The 21916-nt window shown below is 58.0% G+C and carries 20 protein-coding genes; 14 read left to right on the top strand and 6 right to left on the bottom strand.

Features of this window, described 5'->3' with window-relative positions:
• The first annotated feature begins 48 nt into the window (after positions 1–48).
• From nagK to LGL98_RS15630, 3 genes are all read left to right on the top strand, one after another.
• Positions 49–960, top strand: a complete 912-nt coding sequence (gene nagK / locus LGL98_RS15640; protein WP_136030716.1) for an N-acetylglucosamine kinase — start codon at positions 49–51, stop codon at positions 958–960.
• Positions 961–974: 14 nt separating this feature from the next.
• Positions 975–1805 (top strand): Sir2 family NAD+-dependent deacetylase, encoded by an 831-nt coding sequence (cobB, locus tag LGL98_RS15635; protein ID WP_136030717.1) that lies wholly within the window; start codon positions 975–977, stop codon positions 1803–1805.
• 90 nt (positions 1806–1895) lie between these two features.
• Positions 1896–2240 (top strand): hypothetical protein, encoded by a 345-nt coding sequence (locus LGL98_RS15630; protein WP_136030719.1) that lies wholly within the window; start codon positions 1896–1898, stop codon positions 2238–2240.
• A gap of 24 nt (positions 2241–2264) precedes the next feature.
• Here LGL98_RS15630 and LGL98_RS15625 read toward each other — a convergent pair whose 3' ends face one another.
• Together LGL98_RS15625 and LGL98_RS15620 are read right to left on the bottom strand one after the other, a co-directional pair.
• Positions 2265–3227 carry a sugar-binding transcriptional regulator gene (locus tag LGL98_RS15625; protein WP_004140612.1) on the bottom strand — a complete coding sequence of 321 codons (963 nt, stop codon included), beginning with the start codon at positions 3225–3227 and terminating at the stop codon, positions 2265–2267.
• A gap of 35 nt (positions 3228–3262) precedes the next feature.
• Positions 3263–4057: a triose-phosphate isomerase gene (locus LGL98_RS15620; RefSeq protein WP_136030721.1), complete on the bottom strand. Its 795-nt coding sequence runs from the start codon at positions 4055–4057 to the stop codon at positions 3263–3265.
• 243 nt (positions 4058–4300) lie between these two features.
• On the opposite strand from LGL98_RS15620, the gene pdxA reads away from it, so the two are divergent.
• The 9 genes from pdxA (at position 4301) to LGL98_RS15575 (ending at position 15629) form a co-directional block, all read left to right on the top strand.
• Entirely contained in the window at positions 4301–5308 is a 1008-nt protein-coding gene (gene pdxA / locus LGL98_RS15615; RefSeq protein ID WP_004179336.1) for a 4-hydroxythreonine-4-phosphate dehydrogenase PdxA, read from the top strand.
• 35 nt (positions 5309–5343) lie between these two features.
• A complete protein-coding gene (locus LGL98_RS15610) occupies positions 5344–7062 on the top strand; it encodes a four-carbon acid sugar kinase family protein (protein WP_136030723.1) in 1719 nt (572 codons plus the stop codon).
• A gap of 92 nt (positions 7063–7154) precedes the next feature.
• A complete protein-coding gene (locus LGL98_RS15605) occupies positions 7155–8174 on the top strand; it encodes a 2-keto-3-deoxygluconate permease (protein WP_065904849.1) in 1020 nt (339 codons plus the stop codon).
• Position 8175: 1 nt separating this feature from the next.
• Positions 8176–8550 (top strand): PTS glucitol/sorbitol transporter subunit IIA, encoded by a 375-nt coding sequence (locus tag LGL98_RS15600; RefSeq protein ID WP_136030725.1) that lies wholly within the window; start codon positions 8176–8178, stop codon positions 8548–8550.
• A 28-nt stretch (positions 8551–8578) separates the two neighbouring features.
• Entirely contained in the window at positions 8579–9037 is a 459-nt protein-coding gene (gene rpiB, locus LGL98_RS15595; RefSeq protein ID WP_080847003.1) for a ribose 5-phosphate isomerase B, read from the top strand.
• 30 nt (positions 9038–9067) lie between these two features.
• Positions 9068–10018, top strand: a complete 951-nt coding sequence (gene tal / locus LGL98_RS15590; protein WP_065881725.1) for a transaldolase — start codon at positions 9068–9070, stop codon at positions 10016–10018.
• 20 nt (positions 10019–10038) lie between these two features.
• The gene (gene tkt / locus LGL98_RS15585) at positions 10039–12042 is read left to right on the top strand and encodes a transketolase (protein WP_069134964.1); all 2004 of its coding nucleotides are present in this window, start codon (positions 10039–10041) and stop codon (positions 12040–12042) included.
• 237 nt (positions 12043–12279) lie between these two features.
• Positions 12280–13908 carry a long-chain fatty acid--CoA ligase gene (locus tag LGL98_RS15580; RefSeq protein ID WP_136035129.1) on the top strand — a complete coding sequence of 543 codons (1629 nt, stop codon included), beginning with the start codon at positions 12280–12282 and terminating at the stop codon, positions 13906–13908.
• A complete protein-coding gene (locus LGL98_RS15575; protein ID WP_136035127.1) occupies positions 13905–15629 on the top strand; it encodes an aldehyde dehydrogenase family protein in 1725 nt (574 codons plus the stop codon). Before LGL98_RS15580 ends, LGL98_RS15575 begins: the two co-directional genes overlap by 4 nt.
• 45 nt (positions 15630–15674) lie before the next feature.
• Here the strand turns inward: LGL98_RS15575 and potD are convergent, their stop codons facing one another.
• The 4 genes from potD to potA are packed head-to-tail and all read right to left on the bottom strand — an operon-like array spanning position 15675 to position 19477.
• Positions 15675–16721 carry a spermidine/putrescine ABC transporter substrate-binding protein PotD gene (potD, locus tag LGL98_RS15570; protein WP_136035125.1) on the bottom strand — a complete coding sequence of 349 codons (1047 nt, stop codon included), beginning with the start codon at positions 16719–16721 and terminating at the stop codon, positions 15675–15677.
• Positions 16718–17503 (bottom strand): spermidine/putrescine ABC transporter permease PotC, encoded by a 786-nt coding sequence (potC, locus tag LGL98_RS15565; RefSeq protein WP_012968557.1) that lies wholly within the window; start codon positions 17501–17503, stop codon positions 16718–16720. Before potC ends, potD begins: the two co-directional genes overlap by 4 nt.
• A complete protein-coding gene (gene potB, locus LGL98_RS15560; protein WP_004150812.1) occupies positions 17500–18357 on the bottom strand; it encodes a spermidine/putrescine ABC transporter permease PotB in 858 nt (285 codons plus the stop codon). The genes potC and potB overlap by 4 nt, the downstream gene beginning before the upstream one ends.
• The gene (gene potA, locus LGL98_RS15555; RefSeq protein WP_136035123.1) at positions 18341–19477 is read right to left on the bottom strand and encodes a spermidine/putrescine ABC transporter ATP-binding protein PotA; all 1137 of its coding nucleotides are present in this window, start codon (positions 19475–19477) and stop codon (positions 18341–18343) included. Before potA ends, potB begins: the two co-directional genes overlap by 17 nt.
• Before the next feature lie 258 nt (positions 19478–19735).
• On the opposite strand from potA, the gene pepT reads away from it, so the two are divergent.
• Together pepT and LGL98_RS15545 are read left to right on the top strand one after the other, a co-directional pair.
• Positions 19736–20968, top strand: a complete 1233-nt coding sequence (gene pepT / locus LGL98_RS15550) for a peptidase T (RefSeq protein WP_136035121.1) — start codon at positions 19736–19738, stop codon at positions 20966–20968.
• Positions 20969–21359: 391 nt separating this feature from the next.
• Positions 21360–21851, top strand: coding sequence for an REP-associated tyrosine transposase (locus LGL98_RS15545; RefSeq protein ID WP_136035119.1), 492 nt, complete (start codon positions 21360–21362; stop codon positions 21849–21851).
• Positions 21852–21916: the final 65 nt, after the last annotated feature.

Below are 21916 nucleotides of genomic sequence, written 5' to 3'. Positions count from 1 at the left end.
TTTATCGTCATCGTCGGCTTTGCTGACGACACAAGAGGAATTGCTGAAATGTATTATGGATTTGACATTGGCGGCAGCAAGATAGCGCTGGGCGTATTTAATCAGGAGCGGCGACTGCAGTGGGAAAAACGCGTCGCCACGCCGAAAAGCAGTTATGAGGATTTTCTCCAGGCGGTAGAGGCGCTGGTCCGCGAGGCCGATGAGCGCTTCGACCAGCAGGGTTCGGTCGGGATCGGTATTCCGGGAATGCCGGAAACCGCAGACGGCACGCTGTATGCCGCTAACGTGCCAGCCGCCAGCGGCAGGCGACTACGCGCCGACCTCAGCGCGCGACTGGGGCGCGATGTGCGTCTCGATAATGACGCTAACTGTTTCGCGCTGTCAGAAGCATGGGACGATGAGTTTACGCAATACCCGCTGGTGATGGGGTTGATCCTCGGCACCGGCGTGGGCGGCGGCCTGGTATTGAACGGTAAATCGATTACCGGGCATAGCTATATCACCGGCGAGTTTGGTCATATTCGTCTGCCGGTGGATGCCCTGGAGGTGGTCGGGCGCGATTTCCCGCTGCTGCGCTGCGGCTGCGGCCAGCTGGGCTGCATTGAAAATTATCTCTCCGGTCGCGGTTTCGCCTGGCTGTACGAACATTTTTATCAGCAATCGCTCTCCTCACCGGAGATTGTGGCGCAGTGGCAGCAGCGCGATCCGCGCGCCCAAGCGCACGTTGAGCGCTATCTCGATCTGCTGGCGGTGTGTCTGGGGAATATACTGACCATTGTCGATCCGGATTTGCTGGTGCTCGGCGGTGGATTATCTAACTTTACGGCCATTAGCGAAGGGCTGGCGCAGCGATTGCCGCGCCATCTTCTGCCGGTCGCCAGGGTACCGCGCATTGAGCGCGCGCGCCACGGCGATGCCGGGGGAATGCGCGGTGCGGCTTTCCTTCATCTGACCCATTAACCACAGAGGTAGCTATGCAGTCGCGCCGTTTACATCGATTGAGCCGTTTTCGTCGCAATAAACGTCGGTTGCGTGACCGTCTGCGTCAGCGGATTTTCTTTAGAGAGGACAGGATGAAACCTGAAGCGATGGCAAAACCGAGAGTGGTGGTGTTAACCGGCGCGGGCATTTCGGCAGAGTCGGGGATCAAAACTTTCCGCGCGGCCGATGGCCTGTGGGAAGAGCATCGGGTAGAAGATGTGGCGACGCCGGAAGGCTTCGCCCGCGATCCGGCGCTGGTGCAGGCGTTCTACAACGCCCGTCGTCGTCAGCTGCAGAGTCCGGAGATCGCGCCGAACGCGGCGCATCTGGCGCTGGCGCGTCTGGAGGATCTGTTGGGCGACCATTTTCTGCTGGTCACCCAGAATATTGATAATCTGCACGAGCGCGCCGGCAACCGCCGGGTGATCCATATGCACGGCGAGCTGTTGAAGGTGCGCTGTTCGTGGAGCGGCCAGGTACTGGAGTGGACCGGCGACGTCACCGCCGAGGACAAGTGCCACTGCTGCCAGTTCCCGGCGGCGCTGCGTCCGCACGTGGTCTGGTTTGGCGAAATGCCGCTGGGGATGGATGAGATCTACAGCGCGCTGGCCGAGGCGGATATGTTTATCGCCATCGGCACTTCCGGCCATGTCTATCCGGCGGCTGGCTTTGTGCACGAGGCGCGGCTGCACGGCGCCCATACCGTTGAGCTGAACCTGGAACCCAGCCAGGTAGGCAGCGAGTTTGCCGAGAAGCACTACGGGCTGGCAAGCGAAGTGGTACCTGCCTTTATCGATAAGCTGCTGCAGGAAAACGCGCTGTAAACTGAAGCAGCCTGCCGGTAGCCAGGGCGCAGCCCACGGCCGCCGGCAGCGCTGCTGACAAGGATGTCACGTCATGACAGGAGTCAGACCATGCATAATCCGCTGGTTATCGAAGCGATCATGTTGATCGCGGCCATTATCGTTGGCGTCTGGAGCCAGCGCGCTTTACCGCTACACGCCGATAGCCGACCGATCCTCTTCCTGCTGTGTTTATTCGTCGGCACTGGCAGCGCATTGTGCCTGCTGCTGGATATCTTAGCCCTGCTGTGCATCGGTCAGGTCGCGACAGGGGGTGTGCGGATATACGGCCCCATGCTGCTGCTGGTGGTACTGTGGAAACCTCTCAACGGGATCTTCGGCATCATTGAAGATTTTATGCAGCGGCGAGCCGAAAAAAGGAAGGGTAAAGACCAGCGCGACGGCGGTCGACGCTGAGCCGCCGCCTGCGCCGTGGCTTATCTATAGCGCTTTTTGCATATTAATGACCGAACGGGCGTTTGAGGCGCTGGTAGCCAGCACATCGATAACCCCGGTGCGTAATGCCCCCAGGATCGCCGTCGCTTTCGTGCTTTCGGAGGCGATAGCGATCACGCAGGGGATGGCCCGCAGCTGTTCGAGACTTAAGCCAATGACCCGGTCATTCATTACCGTATCGACGGGCTTGCCCTGAATATTGAAAAAGCTGTACCCCGCCAGATCGCCCACCACCCCCTGTTCCTGACGCGCGGTGGCAATTTCCTGCGGCGTAAACCAGCCGAGCTGGACCATAAAGCTGTTTTCATTCATATCGCCGAGGCCAATGATCGCCACGTCAGCCTTGCTGGCCTGTTCGAGCGTGGCCTTAATCAGGCGGTTTTGCATAAAGGCCGCGCGCAGCTCCGGGGTTTCCACATAGGCCGGGGCGTAAAGTGTTTCGCTGAAGCCGTTAAATTTGCGCGCCAGATTCCGGCTGATGTGGTCGGCGTCAATCAGCTGATTGTCACGCTTGGTTCCGCCGATGCCGCAAATAAAGCGGCAGTGGCGCTCAGGAAACACGCCAACGTGATTCGCCACCGCGGCCACATTGCGTCCCTGCCCCACGGTGACGGTCATATCGTTTTTTAACACACCAGCCAGGTAGTTACTGACCAGGGCCGCCACTTGCTGGCGCTGTTCATCCTCATCATGGTGATCCAGGGCAATCAGCGCGCGCTTAATGCCAAAGTGCGAAATAAACTGCTGCTCAATCTGGGAGCTGAAGACCGGATGGTATTTGACGCTGATCTCAACAATCCCTTCCTGGCGCGCTTTTTTCAGCAGGCGCCCGACTTTGATACGCGAAATGCCGAATCGTTTGGCGATCTCTTCCTGCGTTTGTTCCTGATCGTAATAAGCCACCGCAATTTCAGTGAGCAGGGCGTAATCTGAGTCTTGTTCAATCATGGCCTGGAATTTCCATCTCTGGTGTCCCTTTTATATTACTGCGCTTGCAAAATAAATTCCTGTGTAACGCGTTGAACAATGTCGCAATAGCCTTGGGCGTCCCAGGCCGCGCGGCCGATAAACAACCCATTGATCTCCTGTTGGCGCAGCAGTTCCACCGCGTTTTGCAGCGTAACGCTGCCGCCATAGAGCAGTGGGATACGGGTTCCCGTCTCGTGACCAAACAGCTCGCAAAGCGCCTGACGTAGTGCCTGATGAATGATGCCCGCTTCCTGCGGTGAGGCGGGCGTGCCATGTTCACCAATGGCCCACACCGGTTCATAAGCGATCAGGGTCTGCAGCGCCTGCTGGTGGCTCAGGCCATACAGAGCGATTTTCATCTGTCGCACCACGCTTTCACGCGACACCTGCCAGCGTTTCTCCTCGGCGCTATCGCCAATACAGACCAGTGGACGCAGGCCATGACCTAAGGCGCTATGTACTTTTCGATTAATCGCGGCATCGCTTTCATTAAAGGCGGCGCGTCGTTCTGAATGTCCCAGCTCAACAAGCGTGGCGCCGGTTTCTGCCAACATGGCCGCCGAGATTTCCCCGGTCCAGGCGCCCTGATCCGCTTCATGCATATTCTGCGCGCCGGTCAGAAGCGGTAACTGATGCGTTTGCAGAAAATGGCTGACGGGTTGGATAGCGGTGAAGGGGGGAATGACGAAGGGCTGAATAGCAGGGTGACAGCCCTCAGGCATTCGCGCTGCCAGCGTTTCGCACCACGCCATGGCCTGCGACAGCGGCTTGTTCATTTTCCAGCTGGTTCCTAACCATATCTGGGTCATCTTTGCTTCTCCTGTTAATAAAATCAGACGCTTGCCAAATGTGGGTGCCATACCCTGTATTGAGGTTGAACTTTTTATCAGTGCGTGAACATATGTTAGATCACATTTTTCGATGAAAAAAATCTATGAATTTTTTTATGTGATCTTCATCACTTATGGCGGCTCATTCCTCAGGTAATGTTTTGAGCATATGATTCGGTAATGAACATATGAACAATCAACTGAGACAATGAGAGGCGCATGATGTCAGCAGAGAAAAAACCCGTTGTGGCGATTACCATTGGCGATCCGGCAGGGATCGGCCCCGAGATCACCGTGGCCACCATGATGGACAAAAGTGTGTATGACGAGTGCAAACCGTTCCTGATCGGCTCGGTACCGATTATCAGCCGGGCGATGAAAATCATGGGTTGCGATTTTGCTATCCATAAAATTGCCCATCCGCAGGAGGCCCGTTTCAGCTGGGGGACGTTGGATGTTCTGGAAACCGGCGACTACGATTGCGACAGCATCGAATGGGGCAAGGTGCAGAAGCTGGCGGGGCAAATGTCACTGGACTATGTGATGAAGTCGATCGAGCTGGGCAAAGCGGGGCTGATCGATGTGGTCTCGACGGCACCAATTCATAAGGAAGCCATCAAGCTGGCAGGATGTAAGCTCCCGGGCCATACCGAAATCTATCAGGTGGAAACCCAATCTGATTACGGTCTGACCATGTTCCACGTCCACAACCTGCGCGTCTTCTTCGTGAGCCGTCATATGGCGCTAAAAGCAGCCTGTGACTATGCCAACAAAGCGCGAGTGCTGGCCTGCGTTCAGCAGATCCACCATGAATTTACCGCCCTGAACATCAAAAATCCGCGCATTGCCGTGGCTGCCCTGAACCCGCATGGTTCCGACAACGGTCTGTTTGGTCACGAAGAGGCAGACAATCTGATCCCGGCGGTGAAAGCGGCCCAGGAGATGGGGATCAACGCTATCGGGCCAGTTCCGGCCGATTCCGTCTTCCATCTCGGCAAACAGGGGCGCTACGACGCCATTCTCTCGCTGTATCACGATCAGGGGCATATCGCCTGCAAAACCCTCGACTTTGAACGTTCGATCACCATTACCTTCGGCCTGCCGTTTATGCGCAGCTCCGTTGACCATGGGACGGCGTTTGACATCGCCGGTACCGGTAAGGCGGGTACCGTCAGTATGCTGGAGTCGACGCTGGTGGCGGCCCGTTACTGGAAAATGAAGCATCAATAATCGCTGAGGTTCATGCGAATCACGAGGACAGAGAAATGGAAAAACATCTGTTGATTAGCAAGGGCTGTAAGGGCTGGGGTGGGCCGCTGACTATCACGCTGGGTCAGGGGAAAAAGATCGCGTACATCACCGGGGGTATCCGCCCCCCGGTCGTCGACCGCCTGAGCGAACTGACCGGCTGGCCCTCCATTGATGTATTCAAAAATGGCGAACCGCCGGCGGAAGAGATTGGTTTAATGGTCATCGACTGCGGCGGCACGTTGCGCTGCGGACTCTATCCGAAGCGGGGAATTCCCACCATTAACCTGCATCCCACCGGTAAAAGCGGCCCGCTGGCGGAATTTATACACGAAGGGATCTACGTCTCCGGGGTGACGCCAGCCTGCATTGAGATGGTCTGGCCGCAAGGGGAAGGCGGAAAGCTTGGGATCGTGGCGGACGATCTGACCGGGGCAACCACCGTCGGGGTGCTGCTGGCGCGCAGCGGTTTAAAAACCGCCGCGTTTTTCGATACCGAATCCTTCGCCCGCAATGAGGTAGAGTATCCGGCGATGGTGGTCAGCAGCGACAGCCGCCCATTGCCGAAAGCGGAGGCCCAGCAGAAAGTGAGCGCTGCGGTGAAACAGCTGCAGGCTCGCGGCGCGCACTATTTCACCAAGCGGATTGATACCACGCTGCGCGGCGGCATCGGATTTGAAATCGACGCCATGCTGGAACAACTGCCGCAGGAGACGGTGGCGGTTGTGGTGCCGGCGATGCCGCAGTCACGGCGTATTCTCGTCGGCGGTTACTCGGTGATTGATTCGGTAGCCCTGTCGCGGACCGATGTGGCTCGCGATGTACGTACTCCGGTCACCGAGTCGTGGGTGCCGGGACTGTTGGCAGCGCAGACCCATCATCAGGTCGGGCATATCGCGCTGACGTCGGTGATGAAAGGCGAAGGGCAAATCCAGCAGGATTTACAGGAACAACAACAGCGCGGCGTGCGGGTGATAGTGGTCGATGCGATAACCGTCGACGATGTCGATGCCATCGCCGGGGCGGTAGTGGCCCTGAACTGGAACGTGCTGGCCGTCGATCCAGGGCCCTTTACCGAACGGCTGGCGGTTCGTCGCGGCCTGATGCGCGAAGCGCGGAGCAGTGCGCCCGCGAGCCTGACAGCGGACAGCCAGCGCGGCTCGATTCTGATCGTCGCCGGCAGCGCAACGCCAGTGACCAAAAAACAGCTCCAGTATTTGATCGCCAATGATGCCCGGGTCTGCCATATCCCGGTGGATGCCGAGCTGTTGGTTGACCGGAAAAACGCCGCTGAGATTGAAGTCAATCGCGTGGTGCAGCATGCCCGGCAGTGCGTTCCGGCGCAGCACAACGCGCTCTTTGTTTTTGAGTCTGCCTTGACCGGGCGGTTGCTAAACCTTCAGGAAGAGGAGCAGCGATTTGGTCTGGCCCACGGCGAGGCTGCGCAAAATATTAACCAGGGGCTGGGCTGTATTGTGCGCGAGGTGCTTAACTGTGCGTCGGGTGAAATTAAAGGATTGTATATGACCGGTGGCGATACTATGGTCAATGTACTAAAAGAGCTGGGTGCCACCGGAATAGAAATGATTGACTATGTCATCCCGCAAACCGATATGGTGCGGATTATTGGTGGCGATTATGCCGGCTTAATTTGTGTCGGAAAAGGAGGGTTAACCGGACCGGAAGATATTATTAGCACCATTGTTGACCGAATTTATCAAGAAGCACAGCAATAACCCAGTCATCTAATAACTAATAAACGACGTAATGGTCGTCAGGGTAGTATTGCGTCGTTATCTCTGTTAAATCTTAATTTAAGAGTTACCCTATGAATATTAATATACTTGAGAAAATGAATAAGGTGCCCGGTGGGTTAATTATTATTCCACTGCTGGTGGCCATATTAATTAATACTTTCGCGCCCCAGGTGCTCAGCATTGGCGGCCCGACCACCGCCTTATTTAAAGTCGGTTCCAGTGCCATGATGGGCATATTTTTGCTCATTTGCGGAACCTCGATCAATATCCGTCAGGCCGGGTTACCGCTCTATAAAGGCGCCGTGCTGCTGTTTCTCAAATGTCTGGCCGGGGCCCTGGCGGTATGGGCCGCGGGAACGTTGTTTGGCCCGAGCGGTTTTCTCGGGATATCGACCCTGGCGCTGATTGCCTGCCTGACCAGCTCGAACAGTTCCCTCTATATCGCATTGTGCAGCAACTATGGCGATGCCAGTGATGCCGGGGCGATCTCCGTGTTCTGCATCAAGGATGGTCCGTTTGTCACCATGATGGTGCTGGGCGTCAGCGGCCTGGCCAATATTCCCTTCGCCGCGCTGCTGTCGATGCTGATCCCACTGCTGATTGGCATGCTGTGGGGCAATCTGGACGAACGTTTTAAACAGTTATGCGCTGCGGCGCAGCCGCTGGTGATCATTATTATGTCGTTCGCCATCGGCGCCAACTCAAGCATCAATACAGTGTTTACCGCCGGGCTGTCCGGGATCCTGTTGGGTATTATCTCCGCGCTAACCGGGATTGTGTTCTACTTTATCTACAACCTGTTTTTGAAGAAGAAAAGCGCGCTGGGCGCCGCGCTGGGAACCACCGCCGCCAGCTCGGCGCTGACGCCGGCGATGGTTGCCCAGGCTGATCCTTCGCTGGCGATGTACGTGGATGCCGCCACCGCGCAGCTGGCGACGGCGAGCATTATCACCATGATCACCGCGCCGATACTGGTCGCCTGGTTTGATAAACGGCTGAAAAAGCGGGCGCCAGCCGCTGAACCGCTGAAAGAGGTGAAAAGTGAAGAGAGCGTGACATTATCTTCCCCTGCTGCCAAAGGACACAAATAGTATGAGCGTGCCGTTGTATTCATTACGGATTACCGCCGTCGGGGAATATGTTGAGTGCTCTCTGCGGGAGCTGCGGCTTATTTTATTCTCCGATGCCGTTCCCGACGATATTGCGAGTTATTGCGCTGTACACCAGGCCAGCGAACTGACCGCCGAGTTATCGCCCGGTCAGCAAATGAAATTAAATGATAAAAATTATCGGGTGACCGCGGTAGGCCCTGTGGCAACGGCAAATTTACGACAGCTTGGCCATATCACGCTAAATTTTGATGGCGCAGAAATCGCTGAATTACCCGGGACGGTACACCTTTACGGCGAACCACCACAAATTATTCAGCCCGGCGACCAAATTTCGTTTTACCCGAATTGTCATTAAGACGTACTGTTAAATTAAGGAAATAACCATGAAAACAATCGCTATTGGTGCGGATGATGCCGCCTATGCTTTTCGCGATGCCATCGTCGCTTATTTGAATGGGTTGGGAATTAACGTCGCGGATTACAGCAGCGATAAACGCCAGGGGAGTACCGTTTATCCGGATGTTGCCCATGCGGTGGCGATGTCGATTAAACAGGGCGAACACGAGCGCGGCATTCTGATCTGCGGTACCGGCATTGGGATGAGTATTGTGGCCAATAAAGTCCCCGGGGTCCGCGCCGCACAGTGTCACGATACCTTCTCCGCCGAGCGAGCGCGTAAAAGTAACAACGCGCAGATTATTACCCTCGGCGCGCGGGTGATTGGCACTGAGCTGGGCAAAAAAATTATTCAGGCGTGGCTTGAGTCCGAATATGAAGGCGGCGGCTCCGCGCCCAAAGTGGAACGTATTGATTATTACGAACACCAGCATGCCAGAGATTAATCTCCGCAGTCGTAAGATAAGGAACAGATGATGAGCCAGTTAGACGAACTGAAAAAATACACCACGGTTGTTGCTGATACCGGCGATATTGAATCGATTAAAAAGTTTGCACCACAGGATGCGACCACCAACCCCTCGCTGGTGCTGAAGGCCGCGCAGCTACCGCAGTATCAGCCGCTGATTGCCGATGCGATTGGCAAGGCACGCCGCCAGGGAGGCAGCGCAGAAACGCAATTGATTAACGCCTGCGATCAGGTGGCAGTGGATATCGGCAGCGAGGTGCTGCGCCATGTGCCCGGGCGTATATCCACCGAAGTGGATGCCCGCTTTGCCTGGGATCGCGGGATGTGCGTCGCGAAGGCGCGCAAGCTCATTCAGTTATATGAAAAAAATGGCATTGGTCCCGAGCGGATTTTAATTAAGCTCGCCGCCACCTGGGAAGGCATTCGCGCTGCCGAAGAGCTGGAGCAGAGCGGTATAAACTGCAACCTGACGCTGCTGTTCTCTTTCGCTCAGGCCCGGGCGTGCGCTGAAGCGGGCGTCTTTCTCATTTCACCCTTTGTGGGTCGCATCTACGACTGGTATCAGAAGCACCAGCCGCAGTCAGCCTATCAGGTGGACAGCGACCCAGGCGTGGTCTCTGTGCGCCAGATTTATCAGTATTACAAATCCCATGGCTATGACACGGTGGTAATGGGCGCCAGCTTCCGTCGTATTGAGCAGATCCAGGCGCTGGCGGGCTGCGATCGCCTGACTATCTCTCCGGCACTGCTGGACGAGCTGGCGGCCAGCGAAGGGGCGCTGACCCGCCAGTTGACCCCCGGCTGCGTGACGGAAACCCGTCCCAGCCCGATGACGCAGGCGGAATTCCTCTGGCAGCATCATCAGGATCCCATGGCAGTGGAAAAACTAGCGGAAGGGATCCGCCTGTTTGCTGTCGATCAGGTGAAACTGGAACAACAGATTCAGCAGATGCTGTAGGCCGCAGGGGAAATAGACCGATGAAGACGACAAATACCACTCGCCGCCAGTGCGCCAATGCGCTGCGCGCCCTGAGCATGGACGCTGTACAGAAAGCCAAATCCGGCCACCCGGGTGCCCCGATGGGTATGGCTGACATTGCCGAAGTGCTGTGGCGTGATTTCCTGAACCATAACCCGAACAATCCGGCGTGGGCTGACCGTGACCGCTTTGTCCTGTCCAATGGCCATGGTTCGATGCTGATTTACAGCCTGCTGCACCTCACTGGCTACGATCTGCCGATATCCGAGCTGAAAAACTTCCGCCAGCTGCACGCCAAAACCCCGGGCCACCCGGAAGTCGGCTACACCGCGGGCGTGGAAACCACCACCGGTCCGCTGGGCCAGGGTATCGCTAACGCGGTCGGGATGGCTATCGCCGAGAAAACCCTGGCGGCGCAGTTCAACCGTCCGGGCCACGACATCGTCGACCACTACACCTACGCCTTTATGGGCGACGGCTGCATGATGGAAGGCATTTCTCACGAAGTGTGCTCCCTGGCCGGTACCCTGAAACTGGGCAAACTGGTGGCGTTCTATGATGACAACGGCATCTCCATCGACGGCCACGTTGAAGGCTGGTTCACCGACGATACCGCGAAACGCTTTGAAGCCTACGGCTGGCACGTGGTGCGCGGCGTTGACGGGCACGACGCTGACGCCATCAAACGCGCGGTAGAAGAAGCGCGCGCGGTCACCGACAAACCGTCCCTGCTGATGTGCAAAACCATCATCGGCTTCGGTTCGCCGAACAAAGCAGGCACCCACGACTCCCACGGCGCGCCGCTGGGCGACGCCGAAATCGCCCTGACCCGCGAAGCGCTGGGCTGGAAATACGCGCCGTTTGAAATCCCGTCTGACATCTATGCGCAGTGGGATGCCAAAGAAGCCGGCCAGGCGAAAGAAGCGGCATGGAACGAGAAGTTCGCTGCCTACGCCAAAGCTTTCCCGCAGGAAGCAGCCGAATTCACCCGCCGCATGAAAGGCGAGATGCCGTCTGACTTCGACGCCAAAGCTAACGAGTTCATCGCGAAGCTGCAGGCCAACCCGGCGAAAATCGCCAGCCGTAAAGCCTCGCAGAACGCCATCGAAGCGTTTGGCCCGCTGCTGCCGGAATTCCTCGGCGGCTCCGCTGACCTGGCGCCGTCCAACCTGACTCTGTGGTCTGGCTCTAAGCCGATCAACGAAGACGCTGCCGGGAACTACATCCACTACGGCGTGCGTGAGTTCGGTATGACCGCGATTGCCAACGGTATCGCGCTGCACGGCGGTTTCCTGCCGTACACCTCCACCTTCCTGATGTTCGTGGAATATGCGCGTAACGCGGTACGTATGGCGGCGCTGATGAAACAGCGTCAGGTGATGGTCTACACCCACGACTCCATCGGTCTGGGCGAAGATGGCCCGACTCACCAGCCGGTAGAGCAGGTCGCTTCCCTGCGCGTCACGCCGAACATGTCCACCTGGCGTCCGTGTGACCAGGTTGAATCCGCGATTGCGTGGAAATATGGCGTTGAGCGTCAGGACGGCCCGACCGCGCTGATCCTGTCCCGTCAGAACCTGGCGCAGCAGGAGCGTACCGCAGAGCAGCTGGCGAACGTGGCCCGCGGCGGTTACGTGCTGAAAGATTGCGCCGGCCAGCCGGAGCTGATCTTCATCGCCACTGGTTCAGAAGTGGAGCTGGCGGTGGCCGCGTGGGACAAACTGACTGCCGAAGGCGTGAAGGCGCGCGTGGTCTCCATGCCGTCCACCGACGCGTTCGACAAGCAGGATGCGGCTTATCGTGAATCCGTACTGCCGAAAGCCGTGACCGCGCGCGTTGCCGTGGAAGCCGGTATCGCTGACTACTGGTTCAAATACGTTGGCCTGAACGGGGCGATCGTTGGCATGACCACCTTCGGTGAGTCTGCGCCGGCTGAGCAGCTGTTCGAAGAGTTCGGCTTCACCGTCGACAACGTGGTCGCTAAAGCGAAAGCGCTGCTGTAAATCCCCACCGCTATCGCCCGGCCCGGTGTCGGGCGATACGCTCCCTGAGTAATGATCTTCCGGTCATGCGTTCGTCTTCTCCTTCCTGAATAATTTCCCACTCTATTTTGTGCGTGACCGCTGATTTCCGTACGTTTTTTTGTGCAGACCGGCAAATGTAGACCAGGTTCAATAGGCGCCCGCACGATCGCGCCGCGCCCCTCAATTCCGCCGGACGTCTGTAAAGGAGACCCCGCCATGCCGTCACCGATGATTTATCAGGATCTCACCACTGCCGCGCTGCTCGGCCATGCGGCGCAGTATCACAGCGAGACCGAGATTGTCTCGGTGAGTACTGGCGGTGAGAAGGAGCGCAGCTGCTGGGGGGAGGTGGCCAGCCGTGCTCAGCGGCTGGCATCGGCGCTGGCGTCGCTGGGGCTGCCGCCGGGTGCCCGCTGCGCCACGCTGGCATGGAACAACCGCCGCCATCTGGAGATCTATTTTGCCGTCGCCTCCGGCGGCTGGGTGACGCACACCGTCAATCCGCGGCTGTCGGTTGACCATCTGCGGTATATCCTCAACGACGCTGCCGATGAAGTGCTGTTTTTTGACCAGACCTTTTTGCCGCTGGTAGCGCAGCTGCTGCCGCAGCTGCCGACGGTGAAACACGTCGTGCTGATGGAGTCCCGCAGCGAAGCGGCGCTCAGCCAGCTGCCCTCATTGCTGTTTTATGACGATCTGTTGCAGCAGGGGACAGTAGACTATCGCTGGCCGCAGCTCAATGAACTGACCCCAGCTTCGCTCTGCTACACCTCGGGAACTACCGGCCGGCCGAAAGGGGTGTTGAATACCCATCGTTCGCTGGTCCTGCACGCCCTGAGCGGCAACCAGCCGGACGCCGCCGGTATATCGGCGAAGGACAGCCTGTTGCCGGTGGTGCCGATGTTCCATGTCAACGCGTGGGGGACGCCGTTTATCGCCGCCATGGTCGGCGCGCGGCTGGTGCTGCCGGGGCCGCACCTCGATGGCGACAGCCTGCTGCAGCTGCTGGCCGCCGAGAAGGTGACGGTGGGGTTTGGCGTGCCGGTGATCTGGGCCGGCTTGCTGGCGGCGATGCGCCGGACAGAGGTCCGGCTGCCTGAATTTAAACGTGCGCTGGTCGGCGGCTCCGCGCTGCCGCCGTCGATGGCCGAGGCCTTTCAGCGTGATTACGGCATTGCGCTGACCCACGCCTGGGGAATGACCGAAACATCGCCCATCGGCACCATCAACACACCGTTGAGCAAACATGACGCGCTTCCGGCACAGGAACAGCAAAAGCAGCGCGCCGGTCAGGGGCGGCCCATTTTCGGCATCGAACTGCAGGTGGTGGACGTGGGTGGCGAACCGTTGCCCCGGGATGGTCAAAGCCAGGGTTATCTGCAGGTCAGAGGGCACTGGGTGGTAGAGCAATACTATGGTCAGGACGCGAGCGCCCTGACCGCGGCAGGCTGGTTTGATACCGGTGATATCGGTACGCTCGACGCCAATGGTTATCTGATGATCAGCGATCGGGCAAAGGATATTATCAAGTCCGGTGGCGAGTGGATCTCCACCGTTGAGCTGGAGAATATCGCCATCGCGCATCCGGGGGTGCGCAGCGCGGCGGCCATCGCCGCCCGCCATCCGCGCTGGGACGAGCGGCCGGTGCTGCTGTGCGTCCGTGCGGAAGGGGGAGAAGTGGAGGAGACCGATCTACTGAGCTGGTTTGAGAAGCGGGTGCCTAAATGGCAGATCCCGGACCGGGTGATATTTGTCGATGCGCTGCCGGTCAGCGCCACGGGCAAGGTGCTCAAAAATCAGCTGCGCCAGGCCTACGGAGAGATTTTAATGAGTGAGGGAAAATGAGCCATGCGCGACCCGGTCTGACGACCTGTTCTCAGTATGAAGCTGCCCTGCACGCCTTGTCGGCGGCGCGCCAGCGCTGGGCGGAAACCTCAGTGAACCGTCGTCTGGCGCTCCTGCGCCAGATCAAGGATGCTCTGGCCGGCATTGCCCCGGCGTGGGTGGCCGCGGCAGCGGCGGCCAAAGGGTTGCCAGCGGGCGATCCGCTGGCGGGGGAAGAGTGGCTGGCGGGCCCCTGCGCGCTAATGGTCGGCTGCAACGGGCTTATCGCCACCCTGGAGCAGCTGGAGGAGAAGACTTTTCTGCGGCGGCTCCCGCTGCGGACGCTGGCGGACGGCCGCCTGGCGCTGCGGGTGGTGCCCGGCACGCTCTGGGATCGACTGTTGCTGTCTGGTGTTCGCGCTGAGATATGGATGCAGCCAGGCGTCACCCGGGCCCACCTCGACCGCTATGCGGCGCGGGCATACGACATCCCGCCTGCCGTGCGGCAGGGCAAGCTGGCGCTGGTGCTTGGCGCCGGCAATGTGGCCTCGATTGCGCCACTGGATGTGCTACACAAGCTGTTTATTGAGAATCAGGTCTGCCTGCTGAAGCTCAACCCGGTGAATGATTATCTGCACGATCTGCTGGCCCAGGCCCTGGCGCCGCTGATTGCCATGGATGCACTCCGCATCGTCACCGGCGACGGCCGGGCGGGGGCGTGGCTGACCACCCATCCCGCTGTCGATGAGATCCATATCACCGGCTCCCGTGAGACCCATGACGCCATCGTCTGGGGCGAGGGTGAAGCGGCTCGCCAGCGTCGGGCCGCCGGAACGCCGTTGAACCCGCGTCGGGTGACCTCGGAGCTGGGTGGCGTCAGCCCCACCATTATCGTTCCCGGGCCGTGGAGCGAGGCGGATATCGCATTTCAGGCGCAGCAGCTGGCGACGCAGAAGATGAACAACGGCGGGTTTAACTGCGTGGCCAGCCAGGTGCTGATCCTGCAGCAGGGCTGGGAGCCAGCGACGGCCTTGCTGAATCAGCTGTACCGGCTGATCGCCGCGAACACCCGTCCGGACTATTATCCCGGCGCTGAAAACCGGCTGACCGATTTTCGCCTGCGCGCCCGGCAGCCGCTGGAGATAGCCCGCGGTGACGCGCTGCCGTTGATTGTGGCGAATACCGACGATGATCCGGGGTTTTGCCAGCAGGAGGTCTTTGGCCCGGGGCTGTCGATCACCCACCTTGAGGCCGACAGTGCGGAAAGCTTTCTGCGCCAGGCGATCGGCTATGCGAATCAGCGGCTGCAGGGCACGCTGGGGGCCAATATTGTGATCCACCCGCGCACCCGCAAAGCGATCGGGCGTAAGCGTTTTAACGCGCTGATCGCCGAGCTGCGCTACGGCACGGTGGCGATCAACTGCTGGAGCGGGGTGGCCTTCCTGTTAGCCCCTTGCCCGTGGGGGGCGTTTCCCGGCCACACGCTCGACGATATTCAGAGCGGGCGGGGGAAGGTGCATAACAGCTTTATGCTGGAGAAAACCGAGCGCACGGTGATTGAGGCGCCGTTTCGGCCGTTTCCGCGTAGTCTGTGCCATGGCGAACTGACGCTGATGCCCCTGCCGCCCTGGTTCATCACCCACCGGGGGCAGGAAGTGGTGGCGCAGCGGCTGGTGGATTTTTACCATCGGCCGCGCTGGCGCAAGCTGCCGGCGATCCTCTGGCGCGCGCTGCGGGGCTAGGGTGAGGGCAAAAAAAGGGCGGAACCGAGGTTCCGCCTTGCGGGATTAACGGCCCGCTTTCAGCTTCTGGTAATACTCTTCATAAATGGCGCTGGCGCTGCCGACGTCATTCTGCCATTCGCCTTTCTCAATGGTTGCGGCGTCCGGATAGAGCGATTTATCGTTGGCCACTGCCGGGCTGAGCATTTTGCGCGCGGCCAGATTCGGCGTCGGATAACCGATAGTTTCGGCTACCTGTTTCGCGACATCAGGGCGCAACAGGAAGTTAATTAGCTTCAGCGCGCCGTCGACGTTTTTGGCATTCGCCGGGATCGACAGGCTGTCCATCCAGAAGATGCCGCCTTCTTTCGGCCAGATCACTTCCAGCGGGGTACCGGCCTGGCGGGCGACGTAAGCCGAGCCGTTCCATACCATGCCGAGGTTCACTTCGCCTTCCATATATGGGTTAGCCGGGTTATCGGAGTTAAACGCCGCGACGTTGGGCATCAGTTTTTTCAGCTCGTTATAGGCGGCTTCAATCTCTTTCGGGTTGGTGGTGTTACCGGAATAGCCCAGTTTACGCAGCGCCATCTGGAACACCTCGCGCGCGTCGTCGGTCAGCAGCAGACTGCTTTTATATTCCGGTTTCCACAGGTCGGCCCAGCTGGTGATAGTTTTCGGGTCGATAGCATCGCTATTGACGCCGATGGCCGTCGCCCCCCAGATATAGGGAATCGAGTAGTCGTTATTCGGATCGAACGGTTTATTCAGCATCTGCGGATCGAGGTTGCTGAAGTTACTCAGCTTGCTCTTATCAATCTTTTGCAGCATGCCTTCTTTGCGCATCTTGTCGACAAAGTAGGTCGACGGGACGACCAGATCGTACGCGCCGTCTTTATAGGTCTTGAGCTTGGCGTACATGGTTTCGTTCGACTCGTAGGTCGAATAGATAACCTTGATGCCGGTCTCTTTGGTGAACTGCTCCAGCAGGCCCGGCGGCACATACTCGGTCCAGTTATAGAAATAGAGCGTTTTGCTATCGTCCGCGTGCGCAGCGCCCATGCCGATTGCCAGAGCGCCCGCCGCGAGCAGGTGGCGTGACCATTTTTTCATTTTAACGTCCCCTGAGTTTTATCACGTGCAATTAACTGACTGGCGATGACCATCACCAGCGACAGAACCAACAGAATCGTGGCCAGGGCGTTCACCTCGGGCGAAACGCCAACCTTGACCATTGAATAGATCTTCAGTGGCAGAATTTCATACCCCGGACCGGTGACGAACGAGGAAACCACCACGTCATCCATCGACAACGTGAAGCTCAGCAGCCACCCAGCGGCTACCGCCGGCAGGGCCAGCGGCAGGATAATTTTGCGCAGGATGGTCATCTCACTGGCGCCGAGATCTTTCGCCGCTTCCAGCATGCGTACATCAAAGCCTTTCAGCCGGGAGAACACGGTAACCACCACGAAGGGCAGGCAGAAGGTGATATGCGAAAACAGCAGCGACCAGAAGCCCAGCTGAATACCGATCAGCATAAACAGCACCAGCAGGGAGATAGCCATTACGATATCCGGCGACATCATCACTACGAATAGCATGCCGCTAACGAACGGTTTGCCGCGAAAGCGGTAACGGTACAGCGCCACGGCGGTCAGCGAGCCGATAAGGGTGGCGAAGGTCGCCGACAGCACCGCCATGGTCAGCGAGTGCTGGGCGGCCTGCAGCAGGCTATCGTTGTTCATCAGCAGGCTATACCAGTCGGTAGTGAACCCCTGCCAGTTGATGCCGAAGCGCGACCGGTTAAACGAGTTAACGATCAGAATAATAATAGGGATGTAAAGATACGCATAGATGGCGGTCATAAAGCCGCCGCGCAGCAGTCGACCGATCATTCCAGCTCCACCTTTTTATTCAGCAGGCGCGCCGCGCGCCAGTAAATCAACAGCATCAGGCCCATCACCAGGGTTAAGGTAATGCTGGTTGCCGCGCCGAACGGCCAGTCGCGGATATTGAGGAACTGGCTTTTGATCACATTGCCGATCAGCAGGTTCTTGGCGCCGCCCATCAGGTCGGAAACGTAGAACAGCCCCATTGCCGGCAGCATTACCAGCAGACAGCCGGCGATGATCCCCGGCATGGTCAGCGGAATGATGATGCGGATAAAGGTCTGCAGCTTGCTGGCGCCGAGATCTTTCGCCGCTTCCAGCAGCGGGCGATCCAGTTTCTCAATGCTGGAGTAGAGCGGCATCACCATAAACGGCAGCAGGATGTACACCAGGCCGATGATCACCGCCGAGGGGGTGAACATAATGCGTATCGGGGTGTCGATCACCCCCAGCCACAGCAGAAACTCGTTCAGGTAACCTTTAGTGCTGAGGAAAATCTTCAGCCCGTAGATGCGGATCAACGAGTTGGTCCAAAAAGGGACGATCAGCAGGAACAACAGCAGGGGCCGTACCTTCTGCGGCAGCCGGGCAAGGAACCACGCAAACGGATAGCCCAGCGCCAGGCAGGCGAGGGTCGCCAGCAGCGCCATGTTCAGCGAATGCAGCAGCACGTCATAATAGAGCGGATCCAGCAGCCGCGAGTAGTTGTCCAGCGTGAAGACCAGCTTGACGAAGTTAGCGTCGTCGCGGGTCAGGAAGCTGGTGGCGATGATCATCAGGTTGGGCAGGAAGACAAACAGCACCAGCCAACCGACGATAGTGGCAATCACCACATTCTGGAATTTACTGGTGTTCTTCATCGGCCAGCACCACCTCCCAGCTTTCCACCCAATTGATAGACATTTTCTGGTCAAGAGAGTGGTCGAAATCCGGGTCGTCTTCGTTAAAGAACTCGCTGACCATCACCATTTTGCCGTTTTCCAGCTCCACCACTGACTCCAGGGTCATCCCCTTGTAGTTGCGTTCGCGGACATAGCCGATCAGGCCGTCGGCGTCGCTGTTGTGGTGGATCTCGTCGACGCGCAGATCTTCCGGGCGCAGCAGGACATGCAGACGCTGGCCGGCCGCCACGGCAAAGTTGACGGTGATATTGCACTCCCGTCCTTCGACGCTGGCGCGTACGCGCTGCTCGTCGAGGCGCTCAATCACGGTAGCATCGAAGATATTGATCTCGCCGATAAAGCTGGCGACAAACAGGTTTTTTGGCTCTTCGTAAATCTCACGCGGGGTACCGTCCTGCTCGATTTTGCCATCGCGCATCACCACGATGCGATCGGACATGGTCAGGGCCTCTTCCTGATCGTGAGTGACGAAGACGAAGGTGATCCCGAGCTTACGCTGCAGCGCTTTCAGTTCGTTTTGCATCTGCTTGCGCAGTTTGTAATCCAGTGCCGAAAGAGACTCATCGAGCAGCAGTAGGCGCGGTTTGTTAACCACCGCGCGGGCGATGGCCACGCGCTGCTGCTGGCCGCCGGAGAGCTGGTGTGGTTTGCGCTGGGCAAATGTTTCCAGCTGCACCATCTTTAAGGCATCCATTACCCGTGGGGTGATTTCTGCCGCCGGCGTTTTTTGCATCCGCAGGCCAAAGGCGACGTTTTCGAACACCGTCATATGCGGAAACAGGGCGTAGCTTTGGAATACGGTATTGACGTGGCGGTTTTCCGCCGGAACATGAGTAATATCGTGATCTTCGAGATGGATCCGTCCGCTATCGACGTTTTCCAGGCCGGCGATAAGGCGCAGAACGGTGGTTTTACCGCAGCCAGAAGGGCCAAGCAGGGTGAGAAACTCACCATTGTTGATGGTCAGGTTAAGGTTATCGATGACCGTTTTACCATCAAAGCTCTTGCGAATTCCCGCCAGTTGCACCAGCGGCGAACGCGAACGCGGTTGTATATTCAATTTTTGACTCTGTCCCATGTAGACGCAACGGAAAATCGCTGACCGCTGCGGGGTTTGTGATTAACCACCTTTGGGGTTGCACGTTTTTAATAAGGGCCAGCATTCTACGGCAAACGAGGGTAATCGCCAATCCTTGATACGCGCGGATAGTCTACCTTTACACCATAACGTCGGTCCTGTTATTAAATTTCGCTTTACGGACTAAGAATGACCTGACGCAATATTTGTCTTTTCTGGCTTATGAATAATGTTGTCACAAAAGAAGAGGGTGGCTACATGGATAAATTGCTTGAGCGTTTTTTGCAGTACGTTTCTTTGGACACGCAGTCAAAGCCTGGCGTTCGTCAGGTCCCCAGCACGGAAGGGCAGTGGAAGCTGTTACGCCTGTTGCAGGCGCAGTTGGAAGAAATGGGACTGGTCAAGGTAACGCTGAGTGAAAAAGGGACGGTAATGGGAACCCTGCCCGCCAACGTCGAGGGCGATATCCCGGCCATCGGCTTTATCTCTCACGTCGACACGTCGCCGGATTTCAGCGGTAAAAACGTCAATCCGCAGATTGTCGAAAACTATCGCGGCGGCGATATCGCGCTGGGCATCGGCGATGAGGTGCTCTCGCCGGTGATGTTCCCGGTACTGCATCAGCTGTTGGGACAGACGTTGATCACCACCGACGGGAAAACGTTGCTCGGGGCCGACGACAAGGCCGGTATTGCCGAAATCATGACCGCGCTGGCGACCCTGCAGGCGAAAAACATCCCCCATGGCGATATCCGCGTGGCCTTCACCCCCGATGAAGAGGTGGGTAAAGGGGCGAAGCATTTCGACGTCGAGGCCTTTGATGCCCGCTGGGCTTATACCGTTGACGGCGGCGGGGTCGGCGAACTGGAGTTTGAAAACTTCAACGCCGCCTCGGTGACCATTAAAATTGTCGGCAATAACGTGCATCCCGGCACCGCGAAAGGGGTGATGGTGAATGCGCTGTCGCTGGCCGCACGCATTCATGCCGAAGTGCCGGCCGATGAGGCGCCGGAGACCACCGAAGGTTATGAAGGTTTTTATCACCTCACCAGCATGAAAGGCAGCGTTGATCGGGCCGAGATGCATTACATCATCCGCGATTTTGACCGTAAGCACTTCGAGGCGCGTAAGCGCAAGATGATGGAGATCGCCAAAAAGGTCGGCAAGGGGCTGCACCCGGACTGCTATATCGAGCTGGTAATCGAGGATAGTTATTACAATATGCATGAGCAGGTGATCGCTCATCCGCACGTGGTCGATATTGCCCGTCAGGCGATGGTGGACTGCGATATTGAACCGCAAATGAAGCCGATCCGCGGCGGCACCGATGGCGCGCAGCTCTCGTTTATGGGATTACCGTGCCCGAATCTGTTTACCGGCGGCTATAACTATCACGGCAAGCATGAATTTGTCACTCTGGAAGGGATGGAGAAGGCGGTGCAGGTGATCGTGCGTATCGCCGAGCTGACGGCGGCACGAAAAGGGAAATAGCCTCCTCAAACGGACCGTGTCGGACAAGATGCCGGATGGCGGCTAACGCCTTATCCGGCCTACGGTTCAGCCGGCGGCTACAGAACCCGTAGGCCCGGCAAGCGCAGCGCCGCCGGGCGGTGAACAGCAGTGCGGGTGCCTGTCTTTATGCCGGATGGCGGCTTCGCCTGATCCGGCCTACGGTCCAGCCGGTGGCCACAGAACCTGTAGGCCTGGCAAGCGCAGCGCCGCCGGGCGGTGAACAGCAGAGCAGGTGCCTGTCTTTATGTCGGATGGCGGCTTCGCCTTATCCGGCCTACGGTCCAGCCGGTGGCTACAGAACCCGTAGGCCTGACAAGCGCAGCGCCGCCGGGCAAAAGCGATAAGGCTAATACTGAGGAGGGAACCTCACATGTCTGATTATCGTCGCAGTTATATCCCCGGCGGCTGCTGGTTCTTCACCGTTAACCTGCAAAATCGGCGCAGCGATCTCCTGACGCGGCATATTGTTCATCTGCGTGCCGCTACAGCGTCTGTTAAAAGCAAAAAACCTTTTCTGATTAACGCCTGGGTGGTTTTACCAGAGCATATGCACTGCATCTGGACCCTGCCTGAGGGGGATACCGATTATTCCGGTCGCTGGCGGGACATTAAAAAAATGTTTACCCGAGCGCTGGCGCAGGGCCATATCTGGCAGCCGCGATTCTGGGAACATGCCATCCGTAATGAAGAAGATTACCGGCGGCATATGGATTACGTTTATATCAATCCCGTTAAGCACGGTCATGTCCGTCGGGTGCAGGATTGGCCGTATTCGACCTTTCATCGCGATGTTCGCCGGGGATGGTATCCGCCGGCTTGGGCGGGTGAGGTAAGCGAATTTGATGCAGGCGAGAGGCGATAATGCTCGGGTAAGACATTGCCGCCATCGAAACCACAAAGTGCCGGATGGCGGCTTCGCCTTATCCG

This window comes from Klebsiella africana (assembly GCF_020526085.1).
Taxonomy (GTDB): Bacteria; Pseudomonadota; Gammaproteobacteria; order Enterobacterales; family Enterobacteriaceae; genus Klebsiella; species Klebsiella africana.
The sequence above is the reverse complement of the archived record's forward strand: the minus strand, read 5'-3'. Positions and strand labels throughout refer to the sequence as shown.